The sequence below is a fragment of the Bifidobacterium tibiigranuli genome (assembly GCF_022655035.1).
In the GTDB taxonomy this organism is placed as follows: Bacteria; Actinomycetota; Actinomycetes; order Actinomycetales; family Bifidobacteriaceae; genus Bifidobacterium; species Bifidobacterium tibiigranuli_A.
Map to the genome: position 1 here is coordinate 26,722 of NZ_JALCUA010000011.1, position 20,665 is coordinate 47,386.

Here is a 20,665-nt window from a genome sequence, read left to right on the forward strand (position 1 = left end):
AGCGCGGCGTGCACTGCCGAGAGCCGTGCTGGCCGAGATCTGGACCCAGAAATTTGAGACTGCGCCGGGAGCGTACGCTATAACCATGACCGAAACGCATGCCGAACAGCTCGCGCTTGACGGGCTGGCGCCCCGCAAGCGGCGCAAGCGAGCTGCGGCACACAAGCAGGCGCACGAACTGCCGGTGGTGCAGGTGGTGCTCGACGTTCAGGCCACGCATCTGGGGCAGACCTTCGACTATCTCATCGATGAACGATTCTCGGTGCAGGCGCTGCCGGGCGTGATGGTCCGCGTGCGCTTCGGCGGCCAGCGGGTCAACGGCGTCATCTGGAACCGGGTCGCATCCTCGCATGCCCCGGCCTCCGCCCTGCGCTACATCGAACGCGTGCTCAGCGCCGAGCCGCTGGTGGGGCCGTCGATGCGCGAGGATATCACCATGATCGCCGATGCCTATGGCGGGACGCGGGCCAATATTCTGCGCTTGGCGGTTCCCGCGCGCGTCGCCCGGGTCGACAAGGAGCGGGAGGGCATCGTATCCGTGCGATCAGCGGACGAGGGCCAAAGCATGCTTCGCGCGGCCACTCGGTCGGCGCTCGACCGCGAATTCGACCAGGTGCTGCGCGACTACGATTCGGCGACACGCCTGCGCGATGCTATCGAGGGCGGCGGATTCGCCTCGTTCGTGCTCGACATGCTTCCCGGCGCGCAACGGTGGGCTGGCGACTTGGCGCTTTTGGCCGTGGATGCGCTGGCGTCCGGCAAATCCGCGGTGCTGGTGCTGCCAGGCATGCGCGAGACCCGGGACATCGCCGGGCAGCTGAGCCGCTTGGGCTTGCGGGCCTTCGACGCCGGCCAGCCGGTGCACAGCTCGTATCATGGCGACTTCATCGTGCTGAGCGCCGCCCTGCCGCCGGTCGAGCGGTATCGCGCATACTGCGCTGCGGCAAGTGGCGCGATTCGCTGCGTGATTGGCACGCGCGCAGCCATGTATGCGCCGGTGGAGGGGCCGGGGCTGTTCGCCATCGTCGAGGACGCCGCCTATCAGAACGCCGACGGCATGATGCCCTATGCGAACGCGCGCGGCGTGCTGCGGCTGCGTGCGAAGGCGCATCGCGGGGTGTTCGTGGCGATGGCGAACGCCCGAAGCCCGATCAGCCAGTGGGAGGTCTCGTCAGGCGGCAAAACGGGTCACAGCACGCCGGTCAGCGGCGCAAGCCGGGAGATCAAGCCGCTGCGTTCCGTCGTCAAAGAGCAGGCTCCTTGGATTCGCTGGCTCAATCGCGAGGAATTGACGCGTTTGGCTGATGCGACGGTGGGGGCGCGCGTCCCGCATTTCGCCGTGCGCACGCTTGGCGAGGCTTTGGAGCGTGGGCCGGTGCTGCTTTCGATACCTCATGATGGCGTCGCCGAGGCGCTTAGCTGTGCGCAATGCCATCGCCAGGCCCGCTGCCCGCGCTGTACAGGGCCGTTGATGCGCGGCAAGGACGGTACGGCGCGCTGCCGATGGTGCGGGGCCGCCGCAGCGAACTGGCATTGCCCCCATTGCTCGGGTGAGCGCATGCGTGCGGTGCGCGTGGGCGCCGCAGGAACGGCCGCGCAGCTGCAGGGCCTGTTTCGCGGCGTGCCGATGGTGCTGTCCAGCCCCAGCCAGGGCATCATCGAATCGGTGCCATGCCGCCCGATGCTGGTGATCGCCACGCCCGGCGCGGAGCCGCGTGTGCGGCCTGATGATAGTCTGTCGTCGCAAGCAGCCGTATCGCCGCAGCCGGCTGCCGCCGCGCGGTCTCCGGCGAGTCACAACGGCGATAATGACGAGAGCGAACACGCCAGCGCGCCCGGCAATGACAGCGCTCCCTGCAATGAGTATGCCGCGGTTGCGATTCTTGACGCCTGGACGAGTCTGTACGCGCCGGGCGTCGACGCGCGTGTGGATGCGTTGAATGCGTGGATGCGGGCGGTGTCCCTGTGCGCGCCGCGCTCCCGAGGCGGCCAGGCGCTGCTGATCGGGGAGAGCGACCCGGTGCTGGCCCGTTCGCTGGTGCTGTGGGATTCCTCATTGCTAGCTATGCGCGAGCTCGAAGAGCGTGCGGAGACTGGCCTGCCGCCAGTCGTGGCCTGCGCCTGCGTCTGGGGCAGACGTGACGCGGTCATGGGGCTGCTGCGTCATGTGGGCGCATTGGACGGCGATCTTGCCACGCTTGACATGGCAGGAGAGATGATGCCCGCCGTCCTGGGGCCAGTGCCGATCGCTGCGCCGCGCACGATGGATGCGCACGAGCTTGAGGCGACGCGCGACCGTGTCAAGGCGGTGATTCGGGCAGCTCCCGAGCGCCGGGCGATGCTCGCGCTGCGGCTGCGTGACGAAGTGGCCCGGCATGTGGCCGCGCGTGAGCCAGGGGAGCTGCGCTTCCAAGTCGACCCCAAGGACCTGCTATAGCAGCTTAGGAGACTAATTGGCACGGAAAAGACGCTGACCAGTCGTCAGCGTCGCTTTCGGTCCAGTAGTCCAGTAGTCGAGGCGGGCCGGCCCACGAGGTCTGCACGGCATGGAAGCATGGAACGGCGACGGCTGGTAGGGGCACGATAAGGCTTTGGTCCCGACGCGAGCCGGACCAAGGAGGAGCGCCAGAAGCGTTCGAGAAGTCATAAGGAGGATGCTGGTGCAAGGCTATCCAGGAGAACCTGATATGCGCTACGACCTGCTGCAGGCCGAAGGCAATGCGTCGCAGGCGCAGGGGCGGCCGGTGACGGATGTGATCTTCGACTTCGGCAATGTGCTGCTGAACTGGGATCCGGGCGCGGCGCTGGTTCCGCGCTACGATCAGGACACCATCGCGCGTTTTCTCGACAACGAGGTTTCCGGTTTCTATGACGTCGATGACATGGTCGATGAAGGCGGCTCAGTGGATGATGCTCTGGCGATGGTGCGTGAGCAGCACGGCGAGCAATGGGCCGAAGTCATTCGATACTATTACGACCACACGCAGGATTCGCTGGCGGGGCCGATTCCCGGCGCGCGCATGCTGATTCGCGATCTCAAGGCCGCGGGCATAGGCGTGTGGGGACTGTCCAACTGGCAGAAGGAGAGCTTCCCGCAGGCTGAGCAGCAGTTCGCCGCGCTGCGTGAGCTCGATGGCAAGGTCATATCCGGACTCGTCTCGATGCGCAAGCCACAGCGTCGCATCTACGAGCTTGCGCTGAGCACCTTCGGCATCGACGCCCGCACCAGCGTATTCGTGGACGACAAGGCCATGAACATCGTCGGCGCGAACGAGGCCGGCATCCGCGGCATCCGCTTCTCCGACCCCTACCGGCTGCGGGCTGTGCTGATCGATCTGGGAATTGATATTCCGGCGATTGCCTCGGTGCAGTAAGGCCGCCACCGTAGTCTGCCGAGACTGACCGACGTGGCGGAGGTCGCCTGTGGCGCCACAGGCGATTCGATTCGGCCCGATTCAGAGCACATCATATTATTTTAGTTTTCAATGGAATGGAAGAAACACATGATACGAGTGTTGTTTGCCGGTACTCCTGACGTCGCTGTGCCATCGCTGCGTATGCTGGCGGGAGACACCGAGCATTTCGAAGTGGTCGCCGTGCTCACCAGGCCGGATGCGCCGCGCGGACGCGGACGCCGGCTCGAACCCAGTCCGGTCAAGCAGGCGGCGCTGGAACTGGGGCTTCCCGTGCTCGAATGCGACCCCAATGAGCCGGCCTTCGTCGACGAGCTGCTGGCAACAGGGGCCGAAGCAGCGGCCGTCGTCGCCTATGGCCGCATTCTCAAGGAAACTGTGCTCGAAGCCCTGCCGATGGGCTGGTACAACCTGCATTTCTCCCTGCTGCCGCAATGGCGCGGGGCAGCTCCGGTCCAACGCGCGATCTGGGCTGGCGACACGCTGACCGGAGCCACCGTGTTCCGCATCACGCGCGGCATGGATTCCGGACCGATTCTGGCGCAGTCCACCACCGAGATCGGCCCGCACGAGACCGCGGGCGATTTGCTGGCCCGCCTGGCCGACGATGGTTCGCATCTGCTGGCTGCAGCGCTGCAAGCTATGGCGGACGGTCAGATCCAGCCGGTGGAGCAGCCGGTGGGGGCCTATGAGATCGCCGAGAAGATTCGGGTCGAGGACGCGCATATCCGCTTCGATGTGCCGGCTTTCGCCGTAGATCGCCAGATACGCGCCTGCACGCCCAACCCCGGCGCCTGGTGCTTCGTGGATGTGGAAGGGGCGCACGGTGTTGTAGATGACGGTGCCGAAGATGACGGTGTTGCAGGTGACGGTGTTGGCGATAGCAGCGCCATCACCATGCACGTCTTGCAGGCCCGTGTCGCCGACACGCCCAACACCGCAGATGACGCCAATACAGCCAATGCGCCAGCGCATGATGCAGCGCCAGCAGATCTGGCCCCGGGCGCTCTCATCGCGACGAAAAAGCACGTCTGGGTCGGCACGGCAAGCGGTCCCATCGAATTACTGCAGGTCAAGGCGCAGGGCAAGAAAGCCATGGCTGCCGCCGATTGGGCGCGCGGCGCGCATCTGACGCCCCAGGCCCGCTGCCGCTAAAACATAAACATACGCATAAACTACGGCATTTCAGGCAGACGGCGTGCAAGGCATGCGCTGTGCCGCATATGCCGCGCCTCGCTAGTCGCGCAGCAAATCGAGCACCAGGCGCAGATCGCGTGTGTCGATGGCGGCGTCGGCGGCTTCGCGCACGGCAGGCTTGGCGCAGAAGGCCACGCCCAAGGCTGCGCGCTGAATCATGGGGATGTCGTTCGCGCCATCGCCCACAGCCACGGTCTGGGCCGCAGCTATGCCGTCTTCCTGCGCCCAGGTGCGCAATGCCTGCTCCTTGGTCGTGCGGCACACGATATCGCCCACGACCTCGCCGGTAAGCCGGCCTTCGCCTGCAGCAAGCCGGTTGGCGATCCAATGATCGAGCTGCGCCTCCTGCGCCAGCCTGTCCACGGTCTCATGGAATCCGCCGGACACCACGCCCACCTTCCAGCCGTGCTGGTGCAGGGTCTCGATGAGCGCAAGCGCACCGGTGGTGAAATGCAGCGTCGCATACACCGTGTCGAATACCGCGACATCCATGCCCTTGAGCAACGCGACTCTGGCGCGCAGTGCCTGACAGAAGTCAAGCTCGCCCGCCATCGTCCGAGCGGTGATGTCGGCGATGCGCTCGCCGACGCCGGCCTCCCGGCCCAGCTGGTCGATGACCTCCTCGTCAATCAGCGTGGAATCCACATCCATCACCAGCAGGCCCGGCTGGGACAGGGTTGGCGTATCGAGCGTTGCATCAAGGACCTTCGAGTTTTGTTCGTGCATGCCCTCGATTCTCTAGAGTCGCTGGGACAATGGTGGGCAGACTGGCAATGGCTTGGCACGTACACGCGCAGACGCGCACGCATCAAGACTGGCTGCCATGCATATTGAGTTTGACCGCGTTGCGTTGTTCATTGTGGCCATAATCGTGCTTCTGACGCAATGCATGCGTACTCTATTGTATTGGCGAGCAACTGAAATGGGGAGAGCACGAAGTGATGGAGAACGACACAGCCAGCGCAGCCGAGGACATGGTCGCTGAAGCCAACGGCATGGCCTCGGCTCAGGACAGCGTGGACGCGGCGCAGAGCCCCGAGGAGCTCGCGGCATACAACGACCGGCTCATGGCCAAGAACCATGCGCTCGCGGTGGCGCTGCAGCGCGCGGGCAGGGAGCTGAACAAGGCGAAGTCGCAGCTGGCCCAGCTCGTCCAGCCGCCGATGACCTTCGCCGTCATGGTGCGCCTGGACTCCTCGCACACCGACGAGCAGGGCGTGCGTCACGCCAGCGCCGAGGTCATCTCGGGCGCGCGGCGCATGATCGTCCCGGTGGCGGCGAACGTCAACGCTACGCGGCTCGCCGCAGGCTGCACGGTGCTGCTCAACGAGAATATGGTGCTGGTCGATCAGCGCGACGTCGACGGTCTGGGCATGGTCCGGCGCATCGCGCAGATACTTGACGGCGGGCGTCTGGTCGTGGCGGACACGTCCGGCAACGTGTCCGTCGTGCGGCGCGGCTCGGCGTTGAGCCAGATTGCGCTGTCCGTCGGCGACCGGGTAAGCGTCGACCCTTCCGGACGGCTTGCCCTCGACGAGCTGCCCAACGAGGATGCCACCGAATTAGTGCTCGAAGAGACGCCGAACGTGACTTTCGACGACATCGGCGGTCTCGACACGCAGATCGAACGCATCCGCGACGCCGTGCAGCTGCCCTTCCTGCATCGCGCCCTGTTCGAGCGCTACGATCTCAACCCGCCCAAGGGCGTGCTGCTCTACGGTCCGCCCGGCAACGGCAAGACGCTTATCGCCAAAGCCGTGGCGCACGCGCTGGCCGAAGGCAGCGGCACCGGCTCGGGCGTGTTCCTCTCGGTCAAAGGGCCGGAGCTGCTGAACAAATTCGTCGGCGAGTCCGAGCGCCTTATCCGCATAATCTTCAAGCGAGCCAGGGAACGGGCCGAGTCGGGCAGACCGGTCATCGTGTTCATCGACGAGATGGATTCGCTGCTGCGCACCCGTGGCAGCGGAGTTTCGAGCGATGTGGAGACGACGATCGTGCCGCAGTTCCTGGCCGAGCTTGACGGCGTGGAGCAACTGGACAACGTCATCGTCATCGGCGCCTCGAACCGCGTCGACATGATCGACCCCGCAGTGCTGCGCCCCGGGCGGCTCGATGTGAAAATTCGCGTGGATCGGCCCGGCGCTGCGCAGGCGAAGCAGATCGTCCGGCATTATCTGACCGACGATTTGCCGCTCGACCCTGATATGGATGCGGACGCTCTGGCGGGCATCTTGGTCAGCGACATCTACGCCCGCGAGGAGCGGCGGCATATCGCCGATTTGCGCGACGAACAGGGGCGATGGAGTCCGTTGTACATGGCGGATATCGTCTCGGGTGCCATGCTGCGAAACATCATCGATCGGGCCAAAACCCATGCCGTCAAGCAGTCCATCGAGTCAGGCAGCGACATCAGGCTCGATGCGCAGTTGCTTGGCGCTGCGGTCGAGGAGGAGTACGGCGAGAGCGCTGACTCGGTGCTGGATGCCGACGCGCAGCAGTGGTCGCGCATCAACGGTGTGGCCGGTGGCCGGGTTGTCGCGCTGCGTCCTGCGGGGGTGGCGCGCTCATGAGCGTCAAGCGTGTAATGGGCACGGAAACCGAATACGCGGTGTCGCTGGTGCATGCGGGAACATATGATCCAGTTCGGCTGTCCTTTGCTGTTGTGGCCGCTGCGGCAGACCCGCGCACCGCGCATATCCGATGGGATTATCAGCGCGAGGATCCGGTCAACGACGCACGCGGCGGGCGTCTGGCTCGCTCTCAGGCCCGCCCCGACATGCTTACCGACGAGCCGCAGCGCCATATCACGAATGTCATGGCTCCCAATGGCGGGCGCATCTACGTCGACCACGCCCACCCCGAGTACAGCGCACCAGAGACCACAGACCCCTTTGCGGCTGTCCGCTACGATCATGCTGGCGATGGCCTGATGCTCGCGGCGGCCCGGAAGGCCAGCGAGCAAACAGGTGCATCGATTGCGATGCACCGCAATAACGTGGATGGCAAGGGCGCGAGCTGGGGCACCCATGAGAACTACATGATGCTGCGGAGCGTGCCCTTCGAGCAGGTCGCGGCGCTGATGACCGTCCATTTCGTCTCGCGGCAGCTCTACGCCGGCTCCGGGCGCGTGGGGCTTGGCGAGCGCTGTGAGACGGCGGGCTTCCAGCTCAGCCAGCGCGCGGACTATCTGCACACGGCGATAGGCCTGCAGACCACCTTCGACCGGCCGATCGTGAACACGCGCGACGAGCCGCATGCGCCGGGGAAATACCGCCGGCTGCATGTCATCGTGGGCGACGCCAACCGCATGGACACCCCGCAGGCGCTGAAGCTCGGCACCACGAGCATGCTGCTGTGGATGCTCGAAAACGCCCAGTCCTGCGGCATGGATATCGCGGGTCTGATTGATGCGACCCGCTTGGCCGATCCGGTGGCTGCTGTGCATACGGTGTCGCACGACTTGGGGCTTGCGGCCGAGCTGTCGCTCGAAGGCGGTGGCACCATCACCGCATGGCAGCTGCAGGCCAGACTGCTTTCGGCGGTGTACGAGACCGGCGCTCGGACGTACGGCACTGACAGCCGCGGAGAGCCGCTGTGGCCCGACAAGTCGACCGTGCGCATCATGGCGATGTGGCGGCAGGCCATGACCGATACCGCAGCCGTGCGCCACGCCAACGACGATGAGCGGCTGGGCATGGCCGCCGAGGCCTCGCGCTTGGAATGGCTGCTCAAATGGCAGCTGCTCGAACGCTTGCGCCGCCGGTTGGACTGCTCATGGTCAGACAGCCGCGTGGCGGCGTTGGACTTGCGCTGGGCTGCGCTTGATCCTGCGGTTTCGCCGTGGGAGAAACTGCGGGCGCGCACGGTCTGCTTGGACGACGACGAACAGCACGGTGCTGATGAACAACCCAGTGCCGCCGAGCAGTTGCAGACGGCTGAAATCCAGCCTCCGAACGACACCCGCGCCTGGCTGCGGGCGTGGATAGTGAAGCGTTGGCCGGATCAGGTCGCGGCCGTCTCCTGGTCGCGCATCACCGTGCGTGACCCGGACTCGAAGACAGGCCTGCTGAGCATGGACATGTCCGATCCGCAACGCTGGACCGCCGCATCCTGCGCAGACGCGCTGGCAGACGATGATGTGACGCAGAACGATGACGCAGCGCAGAACGGCACTGTGCAGAACGACATCGTGCAATCCCCAAAAGACGCCACACAAACGGCTGCAGCAGCACTGAAACGCATCATGAACGCCAGCGGAGCATGAACGTCACGGCACGGTGAACAACACAGCACAATGAACATCATGGATGGCAAGTAGACTGCTGAGGGCAAGGTCGGCGTCCCAGCAGACCGGGCATCGGCAGCATAAGGCATGAGGTGAGAGAGAAACTATGGATCTACGGGTTTTGGCGCTGAAGGTGGCCGATGTGACTCAGGATGCGGGCAATCGTGCGCTGCGGGACCAGCTCGCCCCTCGCGACCTCGTGGCAGCGCCTACGCCGAGCATGCCTCAGGGCGAGCAGGTCACCTTGAACGTCGATGAACGGCTGATTCGCTTCATCGAGAACCGACTGACCTATCTCGACCCCTTCGATGGCTTCTGGCGCACCCGCCCCGAGGTGTGCGAGCCGGGAAGCCGCTTCTGGTGCGTGAGCCACATCGACGGAGCCATCAATTTCATGCGTAGCATGGCCGAATGGACGGTGACGGTTTCGCTGTTCGAATTCGACGAGGACGGTTCTGCACAGCCCATCCTCGGCGTCGTGCACGCCCCGGCGCTTGGGCTTACCTACCTGGCCGCCAAGGAGAAGGGCGCCATCCGCATCCGGCATACCGCAGCCGGAGACCGACGCGAGAAGATTATGCCGTCGACCACCGGTGAGCTGAAGGGATCCGTCGTATGCTACGGCATGTCGTATTTTCCCGAGGAGTCCAAACGCGCGCTGGACGTGGTCGCGGCCATCGCGGGCAAACCCGCCGACATCAAGCGCGTGGGACCGACGTCGCTCGATTTGTGCAAGGTCGCGGATGGCACCTATGACGCCTATTTCGAGCCGGATTTGCATCAGTGGGACGTGCCGGCGGTTTCGGCCGGGGCCGTCGTCGTATGCGAAGCCCAGGGCACGCTGCGTCAGTGGAATGGCGATATGATTCATTGGCGTCAAGAGAACGACGTCGTGGCGTCCAACGGGCTGATTATCGACGAACTCGCCCCATATCTGTCATGACGGGCATACTGGCGCAACCGCGCCAGAGCGTACGTCAAGCCAACTCACACACTATGACAACAACCATATGACAGATACCATGTGACAGGAATCGAGGAGATATGCCACAGCAATTCCAACGCAATCAGTCCCAGCAGTCCGACGCGGCGCAATCAGACGAGGCCCAAGACGCCCCTATGGCGCAGCAGAGCAGCAAACAGGCCGATCAAAGCGATGCGCTGGACTCCATTCTGGACGATATCGAATCCACCTTGGAATCCAACGCGGAGGAGTACGTCGGCAGCTTCGTGCAAAAAGGCGGGCAGTGATGCCCCAGCTGCGCGAAAGCGGCAATGACGGCGTGTCCCAGGGGCCGCAGGAGGATTTGGAGCAGGACGGCTTCGCCAGGATCTTCGGCATCGAGACCGAATACGGCGTGAGCGTGACCGGCGCCGACAAGCCATGCGATGCCGCGACGGTGGCTATGGCGATGTTCCGGCCGGTCGTCACCCGCTCGCGCTCGACGAACACGTATCTGCCCAACGGTGCCCGGCTCTATCTTGATGTCGGCTCGCACCCCGAATACGCGACCGCCGAGGCCCGGGACCCGCATACGGCCTTGGCTCAGGACCTGGCAGGGGAGCGGATGATGCGCCAACTGGCGCTCGACGCGCAGCAGCGGCTGCGCCCGGCGTACGGCGAAGGGGCGACCGTGCACCTGTTCAAGAACAACGTCGATTCTGCCGGGCATTCCTTCGGCTGCCATGAGAACTATCTGGTGCGCCGTTTCGTGTCGCTGCGAGATGTCGAACGGGAGCTGCTGCCGTTTCTGATCACGCGACAGGTCTTTTCCGGGGCCGGCAGGCTTTCCGGGCGCGGCCTAGTGATCTCGCAGCGGGCTGACTATCTGGACGAGTCCATCTCGTCGGCCACGACGCGCGCACGGCCGATGGTCAACACACGCGACGAACCGCATGCCGATCCCGAACGCTACCGGCGGCTCCATGTCATCATCGGCGACTCGAACCGTTCGCAATACGCCGGTCTGATGAAGCTCGCCACGACGCATCTGGTGCTGTGCGTCATCGAACAGGCGGCGCGGCTCGGCGTGGAGAGCGGATTCGAATGCTGCGCGTTGCAGGACCCCAGCAGCGCCAACCGTGCAATCAGCCGCGATGTGCACTGTGGAGGCACGCCGCTGAAACTCACGGACCCGGAAGGCTTCGCCAGGGCGCGTGCCGAATACGGCGCAACAGACCTAGTTGCGGCCGGTGGCAGCGGCAAGAATGGCGGCAGCGCAACCGTTGATGCGCTCGGCATGCAGCGCTACTATGCGGCTGTCGTGGCGCGTTTTCTTGAGCGTTATGGCGCTCAGGTGCACGAGACGATGCCACGGCTGGACATTGACATGGTGATGCATGAGTGGGCTAGGCTGCTGGATTGCCTGGCTGCCGGTGATTTCGCGGCTTTGGACAATCAGGTGGACTGGATTGCGAAGCAGACGCTATTCGAGGCGCTGCGCAGACGTCATCCCGCAGCGGCCGAGGCGCGATTCGCGCAGCTCGATCTGGATTACCACGATGTGGCCAACGGCACGGTCTACGATTCGCTGGTGCGTCATGGCGCAATGCGCACGATCATCAGCGCGGACGAAGTACGCGAAGCGATGACGCGCCCGCCGCAGGACACCCGCGCGGCGCTGCGCGGAGCCTTTGTAGCCAAAGCCCTGCAACGCGATGTGCGCTTCTCCTGCGATTGGACGCGGCTGACGCTGGGAACCTCCGGACAGGACGCCGAGCGGACGGAAGCGGTGATGCTCGATCCCTTCGAAACACAGGCCAGCGAGGACTACCGCCGTCTCATACAGCAGCTTGAGGCATGACATAACGCGACGTGATGTCATATGACGACTGGCATGACCAGATGCCCGATATCGCGAGGCGCATTACGCGCTGAACCGGCATACGATATGGAAAAGCCCCGGCTACAAGAGTCGGGGCTTTTCCATTACATCGTGTAATGGATGGCGAAAGGCGAGTCTTACTCGGCTACGGCCTTCTTCAGCAGCGAGCCAGCAGAGATGCGCACGCCGTAGGAAGCGGGAATCTTGATGGTCTCGCCGGTACGCGGATTGCGTCCGGTGCGCTCAGCACGGCGGACACGCTCAGCCGAGAAGAGACCCGTCAGCTTCAGACCTTCGCCAGACTGCATGGCCTCAACGAACACGTCCTGGAATGCGTTGACGGCTGCCTCGGCCTGAGCCTTGGTCAGATTCGACTTCTGGGCGATCTTCGAGACGAGATCAGACTTGTTGTATGCCATAAAGCATCCTTCTTGAGTCAGGGGCTTTCGTATTTCTTCAAAAGCCACGTTCACCAATTGATACTAGCGCACATTCGCCCCGAATGCCGCATTTTCAACGGTTTTCATCAATGATTCGCAAAATATGCCTCGTTCGGATGATGCGCGCAGACAGTATGCAGAGCGCATTCAGATGAGGTTGCGTCGGTCGAGCCACTTCATCGCCAGCGCGCCCAAAGGAATGCGCAGCCAGTAGAAGCATACGCGGTAGAGCAGGGTGGCGGACAGCGCCACCGCCGCAGGCACGCCGACTGAGGAGAAGGCGAAGAGCAATGCGGCCTCGACCGCGCCCAGGCCACCTGGGGTCGGCACTGCGGAGCCGAGCGTATTGGCGAGCAGGAAGATGAAAATCGTCTCCATCGGATTCGTCGGGTGACCAAAGGCCAGCAGCGCGGCCCAGAAACCCAGACCGGTGGTGATGTTGAGCATCAGAGAGCCGAGCACGCAGCCGGTCATCTTCGCGGGCTGCGAGATCACTTCGACGAGCTGGCGCGCGTAGGCCTTGATAATCGGCAGATACTTGACGACGAGCAGACGGCGCAACGGCGGGATGATCATCGCGGCGGAAAAAGCGAGCGCCACGATGCCGATCACAACAATCAGCGTGGGCCCCGGTATCATGCCCGAAAGCGTGTCGCGCCCGGTGAAGATGCCGATGCCCAGAATCAGCACGATGGTGGCGAGTGCCTGCACCAGCCAGGTTGCGCTCATGATTGCCGTGGCAGCGGCACCGCGGTATCCGCTTTTGCGCAGATACTGCAGATTCACGAAAGCCGGGCCGACGCCAGCAGGCATCGACACAGCAGTGAATCCGGATGCCGCCTGCGAGCAGAACAGCGCGAAAGGCCGTCGTTTGCCCTTGTCCATGAATGCGCCCAGCGAAACCGAAGCGCCCACCCAGGCCAGTATGCTGAATGCGAAGCACAGGAATGCCATGCCGATCTTGGCGCTGCGCACGGCATGGATGACCTCGTCAGGCTGCAGCTGGGTGAAAATGACCGCGACGGCCACGATACCCATAGCGATGATCGCGAAGGAACGCAGGCTGAAACGCGAGAGCGTCACCGGCTCCGTGCCTTCGGCGCGATCATCAGGCGCCAGTGCATCTATGGTGGTGCGCAGCTGGCCCAGCAGCTGCTTGTTCCAGCCGGGCAGCGCGCGCGTGGCATAGGGCACGGCGACTTTCTGGAAGAATGGCGTCAGACTGATTAGCATGTCGTCTCCCCAGACCGAACGTGCTGCGGCAAGCGTGCGCTCGACGCCGATGAGCGAGGCGAGCAGACTGAGCAGCTGCACCCGGTCGAGTGCGATATTCGCGCTGCTGCTTGCGCAATCGCCGTTGTGCCAGCCAGCCAGCATCATCGCGCCATCACTGGTGCGGGCGAGGGATCCGGGCGTGATGCGCCTATGCGTGTAGCCGCGGGCATTGGCGGCATCGAGATAGCGCATGACGCCTGCCGCATCCTTGTCGCTGAGCGTGTCGAGATCGCATGGCCGCGCCATGCCCTCGGCTTGAAAGACGAGCAGCGAGGATTCCCCGCTGTCGATGACGCCATAGGCTTGCATGGTAGGCAGGTCGAGATGGGACAGCCCTAGAATCATCGCCAGGTGGTGATGGTTGGCTGTGCTGGCCGAGCGGTCCCGGCGCATCGAAACGCCGGTGAGTCGCAGCCATTGCCAGATCTGGTTGAAATAGCCTGCGTTATGCAGCTGTGCGTCGAGGACTGAGATGATGTAGCGTCTGCCAGCCTCATCCACGGCATCGTAAATGCGCGAGTTCTCGATGAGATCGTCGTCCAACGAGGTCTGCAGCACGCCGGCGTCGTTTTTGTCGTCATGCCGGCGCGTCAGGCTGACAAGACGCACATCGATGGCGCGTACGGCATCGACGATCTCCTGCCCCCAGGCGCCCTTGTTCTGCGTGCCGGCTGCGAAGCGCAGCAGCATGCCGATAACGCGGCCGACGACGAATGAGACGAGCACGCCGGACACGGAGTGCCAGGAGAGGACGACAAGCGCGACGGCCACGACATATAGGACGTTCCAGCCCCAGCGCACCGTGGAACGCAGTCGGCGCGGCCCCGCAACGGTCAGGAATGCGCCGATGCCCGCATAGAGGTCCGGCAGCAGTCCTGAACCCGCCGTCGGGGTGCCAATGGCATAGAAGGGTGCGAGCAGCGATGCGTCGCCGAACTGCGAAAGCGCGAGAGCCAGCACGCGAATGAGCACATAGCCGCCGAACAGCGCGAGAACCGCGACGCAGGACTGCAGCCATTCACGGCCTATGAGCATGTGAGCCAGCACGCCGACCACGATGACGAATGTCGTGAGCTGCTGGATGACCGAGATGGGCATATTCAGCAGCCAGTCGAAAGCCCGGCTCGCGTTATGAGCGTCGGATTCGACGCCGGAGGTGAATCCGCGCAGATACACGCCCATAAGAACGACTGCCACGGCTATGAGCAGCGCTGTGGCGGCGTGCATGAGATCGGCGAAGTCATGCGTGCGCTCAGGCGCGACATCCTCGATGCGAATGCCCGGCTGCGGTGACAGTGCTGAAGACGTCGGTGTCAACGGTGGCTGCGGTACCTGCGGCTGCGGCGACGAGGATGCGGCCGCCGATTCAGTCTGCGTTGACGTCGTCAGCATGGATGCTTCGCTTTGGCTCATTGCTGTGCGTAATCCACCAAGGTGCTCGCCAGACCGGTGTACTGCGCAGGGCTCAATGCCTTGAGCCGCTTCGCGGTGGCATCGTCGAAGGCCAGCGAGTCAATGAACTTCTCGACGTCGTCGCGCGTTATCGCATGACCGCGCATCAGCTCCTTGACCTTCTCGTAGGGCTTCTCCATGCCGGGTAGGCCTGCCAGCTCGGCCGCGCGCATCGCGGTCTGGATGGGCTCGCCGAGCACCTCCCAGTTCTCTTCGAGCTCGCGGGCGATGACGGCCTCGTTGGGATGGATGGATTGCAGACCGCCGCCCAGATTGTACAGGGCCAGCAGCCCGTGGCCGAGCGCGGCGCCGATGTTGCGCTGGGTGGTGGAGTCGGTCAGATCGCGCTGCCAGCGGCTTTCCACCAGCGTGGCGGAAAGCGTGTCGAGCAGCGAGCAGGACAACTCGAGATTCGCCTCGGCGTTCTCGAAGCGGATGGGGTTGACCTTGTGCGGCATTGTGGACGAACCGGTGGCACCCTTGACCGGCTCCTGCGCGAAGACGCCGCGCGAGATGTACATCCAGATATCCACGGCGAGATTGTGCAGGATGCGGTTCGTGTGGCTGATCGCGCCGTAGAGCTCGGCCTGCCAGTCGTGGCTTTCGATCTGCGTGGTGAGCGGATTCCAAGTCAGCCCCATGCGGTTCGCGACGAACTCGCGCGAAATCGCAATCCAGTCGGCGTCGGGGCATGCGGCGATATGAGCGCCGAAGGTGCCGGTCGCGCCATTGAGCTTGCCGAGGTATTCCTGGGCTTCGATATGGCCCAGCTGGCGTTCGAGCCGGTGCACGTACACCGCAAGCTCCTTGCCCAGCGTCGTGGGCGTGGCGGGCTGGCCGTGCGTGAGCGAAAGCATCGGCAGCGCGCGGAAACGCTGCGCCATGTCGTTCAGCTGATCGGTCACCTGCTGGGCTGCGGGCAGCCAGACCTGTTCGATGGCGTTCTTCACGCAGCGCGCGATGGCGAGGTTGTTGATGTCCTCCGACGTGCAGGCGAAATGCACGAGCGTTTTCAGCCCCGGCAGCGAACTGTCTGAGCCGAGAACCTCGCCTGCCCGGTCCAGTTCGTCGTCGATGTAGTATTCGACCGCCTTCACATCGTGGTGCGTCACCGCTTCGTAGGACGCGTGGCGGGCGATGCCGGCCGCGTCGAAGTCTTCGGGGATGGCGCGCAGGAACTCGCATTCGGCGTCGCTCAGCGGGGTCAGGCCCTCAAGCACCGGTGCTGAGGCATTGCCATCGAAACCGTTGCTCAGCAGGATCATCCATTCCACTTCGACGCGCATGCGCTCGCGATTGAGCGCAGGTTCGCTTAAGTATTCGACCAGCGGAGCGGTCTGGCGATGGTAGCGGCCATCCAATGAGGTCAGGGCGATTGCGGGGGAGATATCAGTCAGCTGCATAGGCTACAGCGTACTTCGAGCCGTGAACCGCTCCGCGTGCTGGGCAGCGCCAGCGCCAGGATATTCTTGGCGCAGCACGGTCCTGTTCTGCGGCTTGCACTGTGGAATGTCCGGTGGCCTGTTCTGCGGCGTGCACTGTGTATGGCTTGCACTGTGTGTAACTTGCACTGTGGTCTGTTCTGCGTCGGTCACGCTGCGTAATGGCCCAGCGTGCCCGACGCGGCCTGTTGTGAATCTCATCAGCGGCCATTCTCAGGCGCAGCTTGCTGCCCCACCATGCGTGCGGCTATGCGCTCGTTCAGGGCGGTCGGCGGCCCCCAGGACATGCGACCTTGCCAGTAGGAGGTCTCTTCGAGTTTGCCACCGACGATGGCCTGGAAATGCTGCTCGTGCTGCTGCACGGCCGGGGAGCCGAGGTCGCTCGCGTTGCGGTAGGCCGCTTGGTGGTAGCGCAGATGATGGGTGATCTCCTTGCGCTCGCCAGCTCCTTCGACTGGTGCGGAGGCAAACGGGTTGACGGGAGCGATAGGAGCAGGAGCCGCCCCGGGCGGCCTCGGTTCGCCGGTGCCGGCTGGCGGCGGCGCGCCTTTGGCATCGCGAAGCGCTGTGCCGCGTATGGTCAGCCAATGCTCGTTCGCCGGGTTCGCCGCCCCGTCGAGTGCCGCCACGATCTCGTCCTCCATTTCGATGCTCGTCATCCATGTCCGGTTCGGTACAGGATGATTCGCCACCGGCGAGCCAGCGGTCACGACATGCTCGATGCGGTAGCGATTCTTCATATCGGAGGCGATGGCTGCCGCGACGATGCCGCCTTGGGAATGCCCGATGAGTGCCACAGCGTCCTTGGGCCCGATGCCGGCCTTCTCCATCGCGGTAGCCACCAGGCGAGCGCTGTCGCCGCGCATCCGCTGGCCGGCGTCGCTGCTCATCACCTCCAGATTCTGCGGCCAGCCGAACGCGGAATCCGATTCGCCATCGGTGCCCGGAATCGTCACCAGCCACGAGGCGGTACCGTCCGCATTGCGGTAGCGCTGAATCGCTATGGTTCCGTAGTCGAGGCCGCTGCCCCCAGCATTGCCGCGACGCTGCGCACCAAGACGCTGCAGATTCGCCAGCGACTGGGCGACGCTGTGGGATTCGCCCACCACCGGCCGTGACGACTTCACTTGATCGACATGCAGCATATTGCCCTGCACCAGGTTGACGAGGCGCGAGGATCCCAAGGACAATATGGCCGCAGAGCGGTTCACACCTGCTCCCACGGTGCTCAGACCCATCGTCTTGGCATTGACATGGTTGCTTGCCGCGTTCAGCAGACCCTCCTGCGCCCACGCTGTGCTGGACAGAGCTCCTGCGGGGCTGAAACGGCGCTCACGGATTGAGCAGGACAGCACGCCGCCTGCGGCCAGCGAGAGGAATCCTGCCGCTGCTGTAACGGGGAATACTGTGCCGGCGGTTTCCAGCAGCTTGTTCATCGCGCTTCGGGTGGCGTGCTCCGCCTGCGAGTAGAGCGAATGGGCCCGAATGAGCAGATCCGCCATGGTGCTCAGATCCTGGCTGAGCGATTGGCATTGGGCTGCATTGTCGTTGCAGTGCTCGATAAGCGCCTGATAGGGCAGGGATTCATGATCCGCGCCGAAATCAGCCGCATCCGCCGAATCCATGCCGCTGCCGACCAACTGGCAGATGCCGCTGACTCGATGATGGCCCAGCTGCAGCGCCGCAGCGGACCAGGCTGTGGATTGCCCCGATAATTGCGAGGCGTCGTCGGTCAGAGTCCGCGCGATTTCCGCGTACGCTTCGCGTGCGGCCGCAGTGTACTGTTGGCCGCCATTGATGGATGAGGCAACGCGCCAGTTCATGATGCGCCGCCTTGCCAGAGCATTGACTGAGTGGCGTAGACGGCTTCGTCTATGTGGACGGACATGACGGCATCGGCGTGCAGATGCTCTCGGAAGTATGCAGCGGCCTTGCCTTCCCACTCGATTGCTGCGGAGCGGGCGACCGCTGCCCGCATATGATCCGTTGCTTCGGTCGTGGAGCGCGCGAGTGCGGCGACGAGATCGCGGCTGGCTGCTGCGGCGTTATGGCATGGGCATGAATTCGTGCCGAGCGCGCGTACGCGCATGCCCGGCAGGGCAGGGGATCCGCCCTGCATCGCTGCCGGGTATGCAGGGCGATTGGCGATGGTAGGCATGTCGGTGAAGGGCTGAGTGGTGAATGTTTGAGTGGTGAAAGTCATAGCACCATTGAACGCGGTGCCGCATCAGGCAGGCAAGCGCGACAGGGCCATGTGGTCGAAGGCTTGGAGTTATCCACATGTTCGGCGTGTCGGAAAACCATGTGTCGGAAACCGCGTGTCTAAAAACCATGTACGCGATTCCCCGTGCACCGAACATGCGCGGCGAATCACCACGGCCTTACGGCGGAACTCCCGGGATTGGGGGTTGCGGGATTCCCGGACGGCTGCGTGTCGTCGGGGGAGGCCGATTGCTGATTCGCCTTGAGCATCGCCTCGACCTTGTCGCGCTGCTCCTGGCTCAGTCCGTCGCTCTGCTTGCCGTTGCCGAGCTTGCCCTTGCCGGCAGTGCCATTGACGTTGGCCTGCCCCGCCGCCTGCTGCCTGACAATTTCCTGGCTTGTGCGCGTGGTCAGGGTTTTGGAGATCTGGGAATTGGTGTGAATAGCCGATTTGACCTGTGGAAGCAACAGGAGCCCGAAGGCCCCGGCGTCGTTGAACTGCGCGTCGGTCTGCTGCTGACGGGTTTTGAGCGCGTCCAGATCCGTGTTGGGGGCGGCTGCGGATTTGAGATTCGTATCGAGGGACTGGGTCGCCTGATTATAGGAACGAACGGCGGTTATATTCAGTATGCACGCCGCTGCCACCGCTGCGAGCAGCACCGCCAGAACAGCCAATGCCACGCGCACGGCGAGCGGCGCACGCGCGCGATGGCGTGTCGCATTGCTTCCTGTCACGTCCTTTTTCATCACAGTGACCTCCTTGACATGACGATCCATGCGCCTAGCTCCCAGATGAGCAGCGCCGCCGCAGCAATGGCGAAGGGCCATACGATCGGCGTGATGCGTTCGCGCTGCTTCGCGTCATCGGTCATCCGCCACCGACGGGAGGCTTTTGTGGAGACATGGCCGGCCACGGTCTTGCCCGGCCCCAGAATGATGCTCTGGCCGCCCAGTTCGTCGGCGATATCCTTGAGATTTTTCTCATCCATGACTGAAATGCCGGGCTGTCCGGTGTTCGGATCGATAACCCACTGCGGCGTGCCGTTCGAGGCATTGGGGTCCGTGCTGGTCTGCGGTATCCTGCCGCCCTTCGTCGATCCCACTCCCAGTGTGAAGGCGTCGTCAAAGTACTGACGCAACGAGGAATAGCTGCGCCGGGCCTTGGGCGAGGTCTGCTCGCCATCGGTGATGAGGTAGAGCACGAGGGCGTCCTGCGGGTGCTCGGCGCGGATGGATTTCGCGGTGAGCAGCAGCTGGTCGATCGGCGCGTCGAGGCGCGAGCCGGTGGATAGCGCCGTGGGCTCCACGGCCAGCGTGTCCGCCCAGTTGCGGATCGCCAAGGTATCGGGCGTCAGCGGGACGTCCAGAGTGCCGCTGACGCCGAAGCGCAGAGCCGCGAAGCTCGAATTCGGATAGGAGGCCGTCAGATCATTGGCCGCCTGCTTGGCCGCGTCGAGTCGTGATATGCCGCTCGCAGGCCCGTATGCGGCATCCTTCACACCCATCGACCCGGTGACATCGATGGCGAGCACGACATCGGTCGTGTTCACTGCGTGCGAAGTGATGGGCGTCGTCGTGCTGGGGGTCAGGGCCATCACGGCGACCAGCAGACATAGCACCGCCCGGCGCACGCAGGCGGCAAGGGTCTCATCGCTGCGCGAGCGGTGGCGCATGTGCATGGCTACGGCCAGCACCGCGAAGGAGAGCATCACAACTGCTATCGCCGCGCCGAGCGGCCATCCCAGTGCGGGGGAGAGTGTCAGTGCGTTCATCGGCGCAACCTCCAAGCCAAGCCAAGCCATGCAGCGAGCAGCACCGCCAGCACCAGCGTCCACCAGCCGGGGGCATCGACCATCGCCGCGCGGGAGTTGGCGCGGTTCGCGGTGTCCTTGCGCCGTTCGATGTCGCGTACCAGCTCATTGACCGACGAGCCGTCGCGTGTCGTGACGAAGGTGCCGCCATGCGATTCGATCAGCGATTTCATCTGCACGGCCGGTTCGTCCTGCAGGCTTTCCTTGGGACCCGCATATAGGCCATCCACGCCTATATGCGCCTTCGCAGCCAAATCAAGCGCCTCGGCGAGCGTATAGGTGGGCTTGCTGGATACCACGTTATCGGTGGCCAGCACGATGGA

The 20,665-nt window shown here is 64.1% G+C and carries 16 protein-coding genes and 1 pseudogene; 8 read left to right on the forward strand and 9 right to left on the reverse strand.

Annotated elements, in window-relative coordinates; genetic code table 11:
- Positions 1–85: 85 nt before the first annotated feature.
- From LKK40_RS09395 to fmt, 3 genes are all read left to right on the forward strand, one after another.
- Positions 86–2,437, forward strand: a complete 2,352-nt coding sequence (locus tag LKK40_RS09395) for a primosomal protein N' (protein WP_304310357.1) — start codon at positions 86–88, stop codon at positions 2,435–2,437.
- A 223-nt stretch (positions 2,438–2,660) separates the two neighbouring features.
- Complete coding sequence (locus LKK40_RS09400) at positions 2,661–3,374, forward strand: HAD family hydrolase (RefSeq protein WP_304310358.1); 714 nt, start codon at positions 2,661–2,663, stop codon at positions 3,372–3,374.
- Positions 3,375–3,503: 129 nt separating this feature from the next.
- Entirely contained in the window at positions 3,504–4,568 is a 1,065-nt protein-coding gene (gene fmt / locus LKK40_RS09405) for a methionyl-tRNA formyltransferase (protein WP_304310359.1), read from the forward strand.
- An 81-nt stretch (positions 4,569–4,649) separates the two neighbouring features.
- Here fmt and serB read toward each other — a convergent pair whose 3' ends face one another.
- Positions 4,650–5,336, reverse strand: coding sequence for a phosphoserine phosphatase SerB (gene serB / locus LKK40_RS09410; RefSeq protein ID WP_304310360.1), 687 nt, complete (start codon positions 5,334–5,336; stop codon positions 4,650–4,652).
- 269 nt (positions 5,337–5,605) lie between these two features.
- On the opposite strand from serB, the gene arc reads away from it, so the two are divergent.
- The 5 genes from arc to LKK40_RS09435 all read left to right on the forward strand — a co-directional run bounded on the left by arc (position 5,606) and on the right by LKK40_RS09435 (position 11,699).
- Positions 5,606–7,180, forward strand: coding sequence for a proteasome ATPase (gene arc, locus LKK40_RS09415; RefSeq protein ID WP_304310369.1), 1,575 nt, complete (start codon positions 5,606–5,608; stop codon positions 7,178–7,180).
- Positions 7,177–8,874, forward strand: coding sequence for a depupylase/deamidase Dop (dop, locus tag LKK40_RS09420; RefSeq protein ID WP_304310361.1), 1,698 nt, complete (start codon positions 7,177–7,179; stop codon positions 8,872–8,874). Before arc ends, dop begins: the two co-directional genes overlap by 4 nt.
- Before the next feature lie 127 nt (positions 8,875–9,001).
- A complete protein-coding gene (locus LKK40_RS09425; RefSeq protein ID WP_304310362.1) occupies positions 9,002–9,838 on the forward strand; it encodes an inositol monophosphatase family protein in 837 nt (278 codons plus the stop codon).
- Between the two features lie 101 nt (positions 9,839–9,939).
- Positions 9,940–10,146 (forward strand): ubiquitin-like protein Pup, encoded by a 207-nt coding sequence (locus tag LKK40_RS09430; RefSeq protein ID WP_152581391.1) that lies wholly within the window; start codon positions 9,940–9,942, stop codon positions 10,144–10,146.
- A complete protein-coding gene (locus LKK40_RS09435; RefSeq protein ID WP_304310363.1) occupies positions 10,146–11,699 on the forward strand; it encodes a proteasome accessory factor PafA2 family protein in 1,554 nt (517 codons plus the stop codon). The genes LKK40_RS09430 and LKK40_RS09435 overlap by 1 nt, the downstream gene beginning before the upstream one ends.
- A 158-nt stretch (positions 11,700–11,857) precedes the next feature.
- On the opposite strand, the gene LKK40_RS09440 is transcribed toward LKK40_RS09435, so the two are convergent.
- From LKK40_RS09440 to LKK40_RS09475, 8 genes and pseudogenes are all read right to left on the reverse strand, one after another.
- The gene (locus tag LKK40_RS09440; RefSeq protein ID WP_152581393.1) at positions 11,858–12,139 is read right to left on the reverse strand and encodes an HU family DNA-binding protein; all 282 of its coding nucleotides are present in this window, start codon (positions 12,137–12,139) and stop codon (positions 11,858–11,860) included.
- Positions 12,140–12,307: 168 nt separating this feature from the next.
- Positions 12,308–14,848: a YbhN family protein gene (locus LKK40_RS09445; protein WP_368491403.1), complete on the reverse strand. Its 2,541-nt coding sequence runs from the start codon at positions 14,846–14,848 to the stop codon at positions 12,308–12,310.
- Entirely contained in the window at positions 14,845–16,290 is a 1,446-nt protein-coding gene (gene purB, locus LKK40_RS09450) for an adenylosuccinate lyase (protein ID WP_304310364.1), read from the reverse strand. Before purB ends, LKK40_RS09445 begins: the two co-directional genes overlap by 4 nt.
- A gap of 239 nt (positions 16,291–16,529) precedes the next feature.
- Positions 16,530–18,152, reverse strand: a complete 1,623-nt coding sequence (locus tag LKK40_RS09455) for an alpha/beta hydrolase (protein WP_304310365.1) — start codon at positions 18,150–18,152, stop codon at positions 16,530–16,532.
- Positions 18,149–18,532 (reverse strand): hypothetical protein, encoded by a 384-nt coding sequence (locus LKK40_RS09460; RefSeq protein WP_304310366.1) that lies wholly within the window; start codon positions 18,530–18,532, stop codon positions 18,149–18,151. The genes LKK40_RS09455 and LKK40_RS09460 overlap by 4 nt, the downstream gene beginning before the upstream one ends.
- A gap of 167 nt (positions 18,533–18,699) precedes the next feature.
- Positions 18,700–19,278, reverse strand: coding sequence for a DUF6466 family protein (locus tag LKK40_RS09465; protein WP_304310367.1), 579 nt, complete (start codon positions 19,276–19,278; stop codon positions 18,700–18,702).
- Positions 19,278–20,303 (reverse strand): vWA domain-containing protein, encoded by a 1,026-nt coding sequence (locus LKK40_RS09470; RefSeq protein WP_304310368.1) that lies wholly within the window; start codon positions 20,301–20,303, stop codon positions 19,278–19,280. The genes LKK40_RS09465 and LKK40_RS09470 overlap by 1 nt, the downstream gene beginning before the upstream one ends.
- A pseudogene (locus tag LKK40_RS09475) lies at positions 20,300–20,665 on the reverse strand (VWA domain-containing protein); the annotation flags it as partial. The pseudogene LKK40_RS09475 and the gene LKK40_RS09470, both read right to left, overlap by 4 nt.

Excerpts from the sequence above, each read along its gene's own strand:
- LKK40_RS09430 (WP_152581391.1), top strand. The coding sequence starts at position 9,940 with ATGCCACAGCAATTCCAACGCAATCAGTCCCAGCAGTCCGACGCGGCG.
- LKK40_RS09425 (WP_304310362.1), top strand. The coding sequence starts at position 9,002 with ATGGATCTACGGGTTTTGGCGCTGAAGGTGGCCGATGTGACTCAGGAT.
- LKK40_RS09395 (WP_304310357.1), top strand. The coding sequence starts at position 86 with ATGACCGAAACGCATGCCGAACAGCTCGCGCTTGACGGGCTGGCGCCC.
- LKK40_RS09465 (WP_304310367.1), bottom strand. The coding sequence starts at position 19,278 with ATGAAAAAGGACGTGACAGGAAGCAATGCGACACGCCATCGCGCGCGT.
- purB (WP_304310364.1), bottom strand. The coding sequence starts at position 16,290 with ATGCAGCTGACTGATATCTCCCCCGCAATCGCCCTGACCTCATTGGAT.
- arc (WP_304310369.1), top strand. The coding sequence starts at position 5,606 with ATGGCCTCGGCTCAGGACAGCGTGGACGCGGCGCAGAGCCCCGAGGAG.
- LKK40_RS09470 (WP_304310368.1), bottom strand. The coding sequence starts at position 20,303 with ATGAACGCACTGACACTCTCCCCCGCACTGGGATGGCCGCTCGGCGCG.
- LKK40_RS09435 (WP_304310363.1), top strand. The coding sequence starts at position 10,146 with ATGCCCCAGCTGCGCGAAAGCGGCAATGACGGCGTGTCCCAGGGGCCG.
- fmt (WP_304310359.1), top strand. The coding sequence starts at position 3,504 with ATGATACGAGTGTTGTTTGCCGGTACTCCTGACGTCGCTGTGCCATCG.
- LKK40_RS09445 (WP_368491403.1), bottom strand. The coding sequence starts at position 14,848 with ATGAGCCAAAGCGAAGCATCCATGCTGACGACGTCAACGCAGACTGAA.
- LKK40_RS09460 (WP_304310366.1), bottom strand. The coding sequence starts at position 18,532 with ATGACTTTCACCACTCAAACATTCACCACTCAGCCCTTCACCGACATG.
- serB (WP_304310360.1), bottom strand. The coding sequence starts at position 5,336 with ATGCACGAACAAAACTCGAAGGTCCTTGATGCAACGCTCGATACGCCA.
- LKK40_RS09455 (WP_304310365.1), bottom strand. The coding sequence starts at position 18,152 with ATGAACTGGCGCGTTGCCTCATCCATCAATGGCGGCCAACAGTACACT.
- dop (WP_304310361.1), top strand. The coding sequence starts at position 7,177 with ATGAGCGTCAAGCGTGTAATGGGCACGGAAACCGAATACGCGGTGTCG.
- LKK40_RS09440 (WP_152581393.1), bottom strand. The coding sequence starts at position 12,139 with ATGGCATACAACAAGTCTGATCTCGTCTCGAAGATCGCCCAGAAGTCG.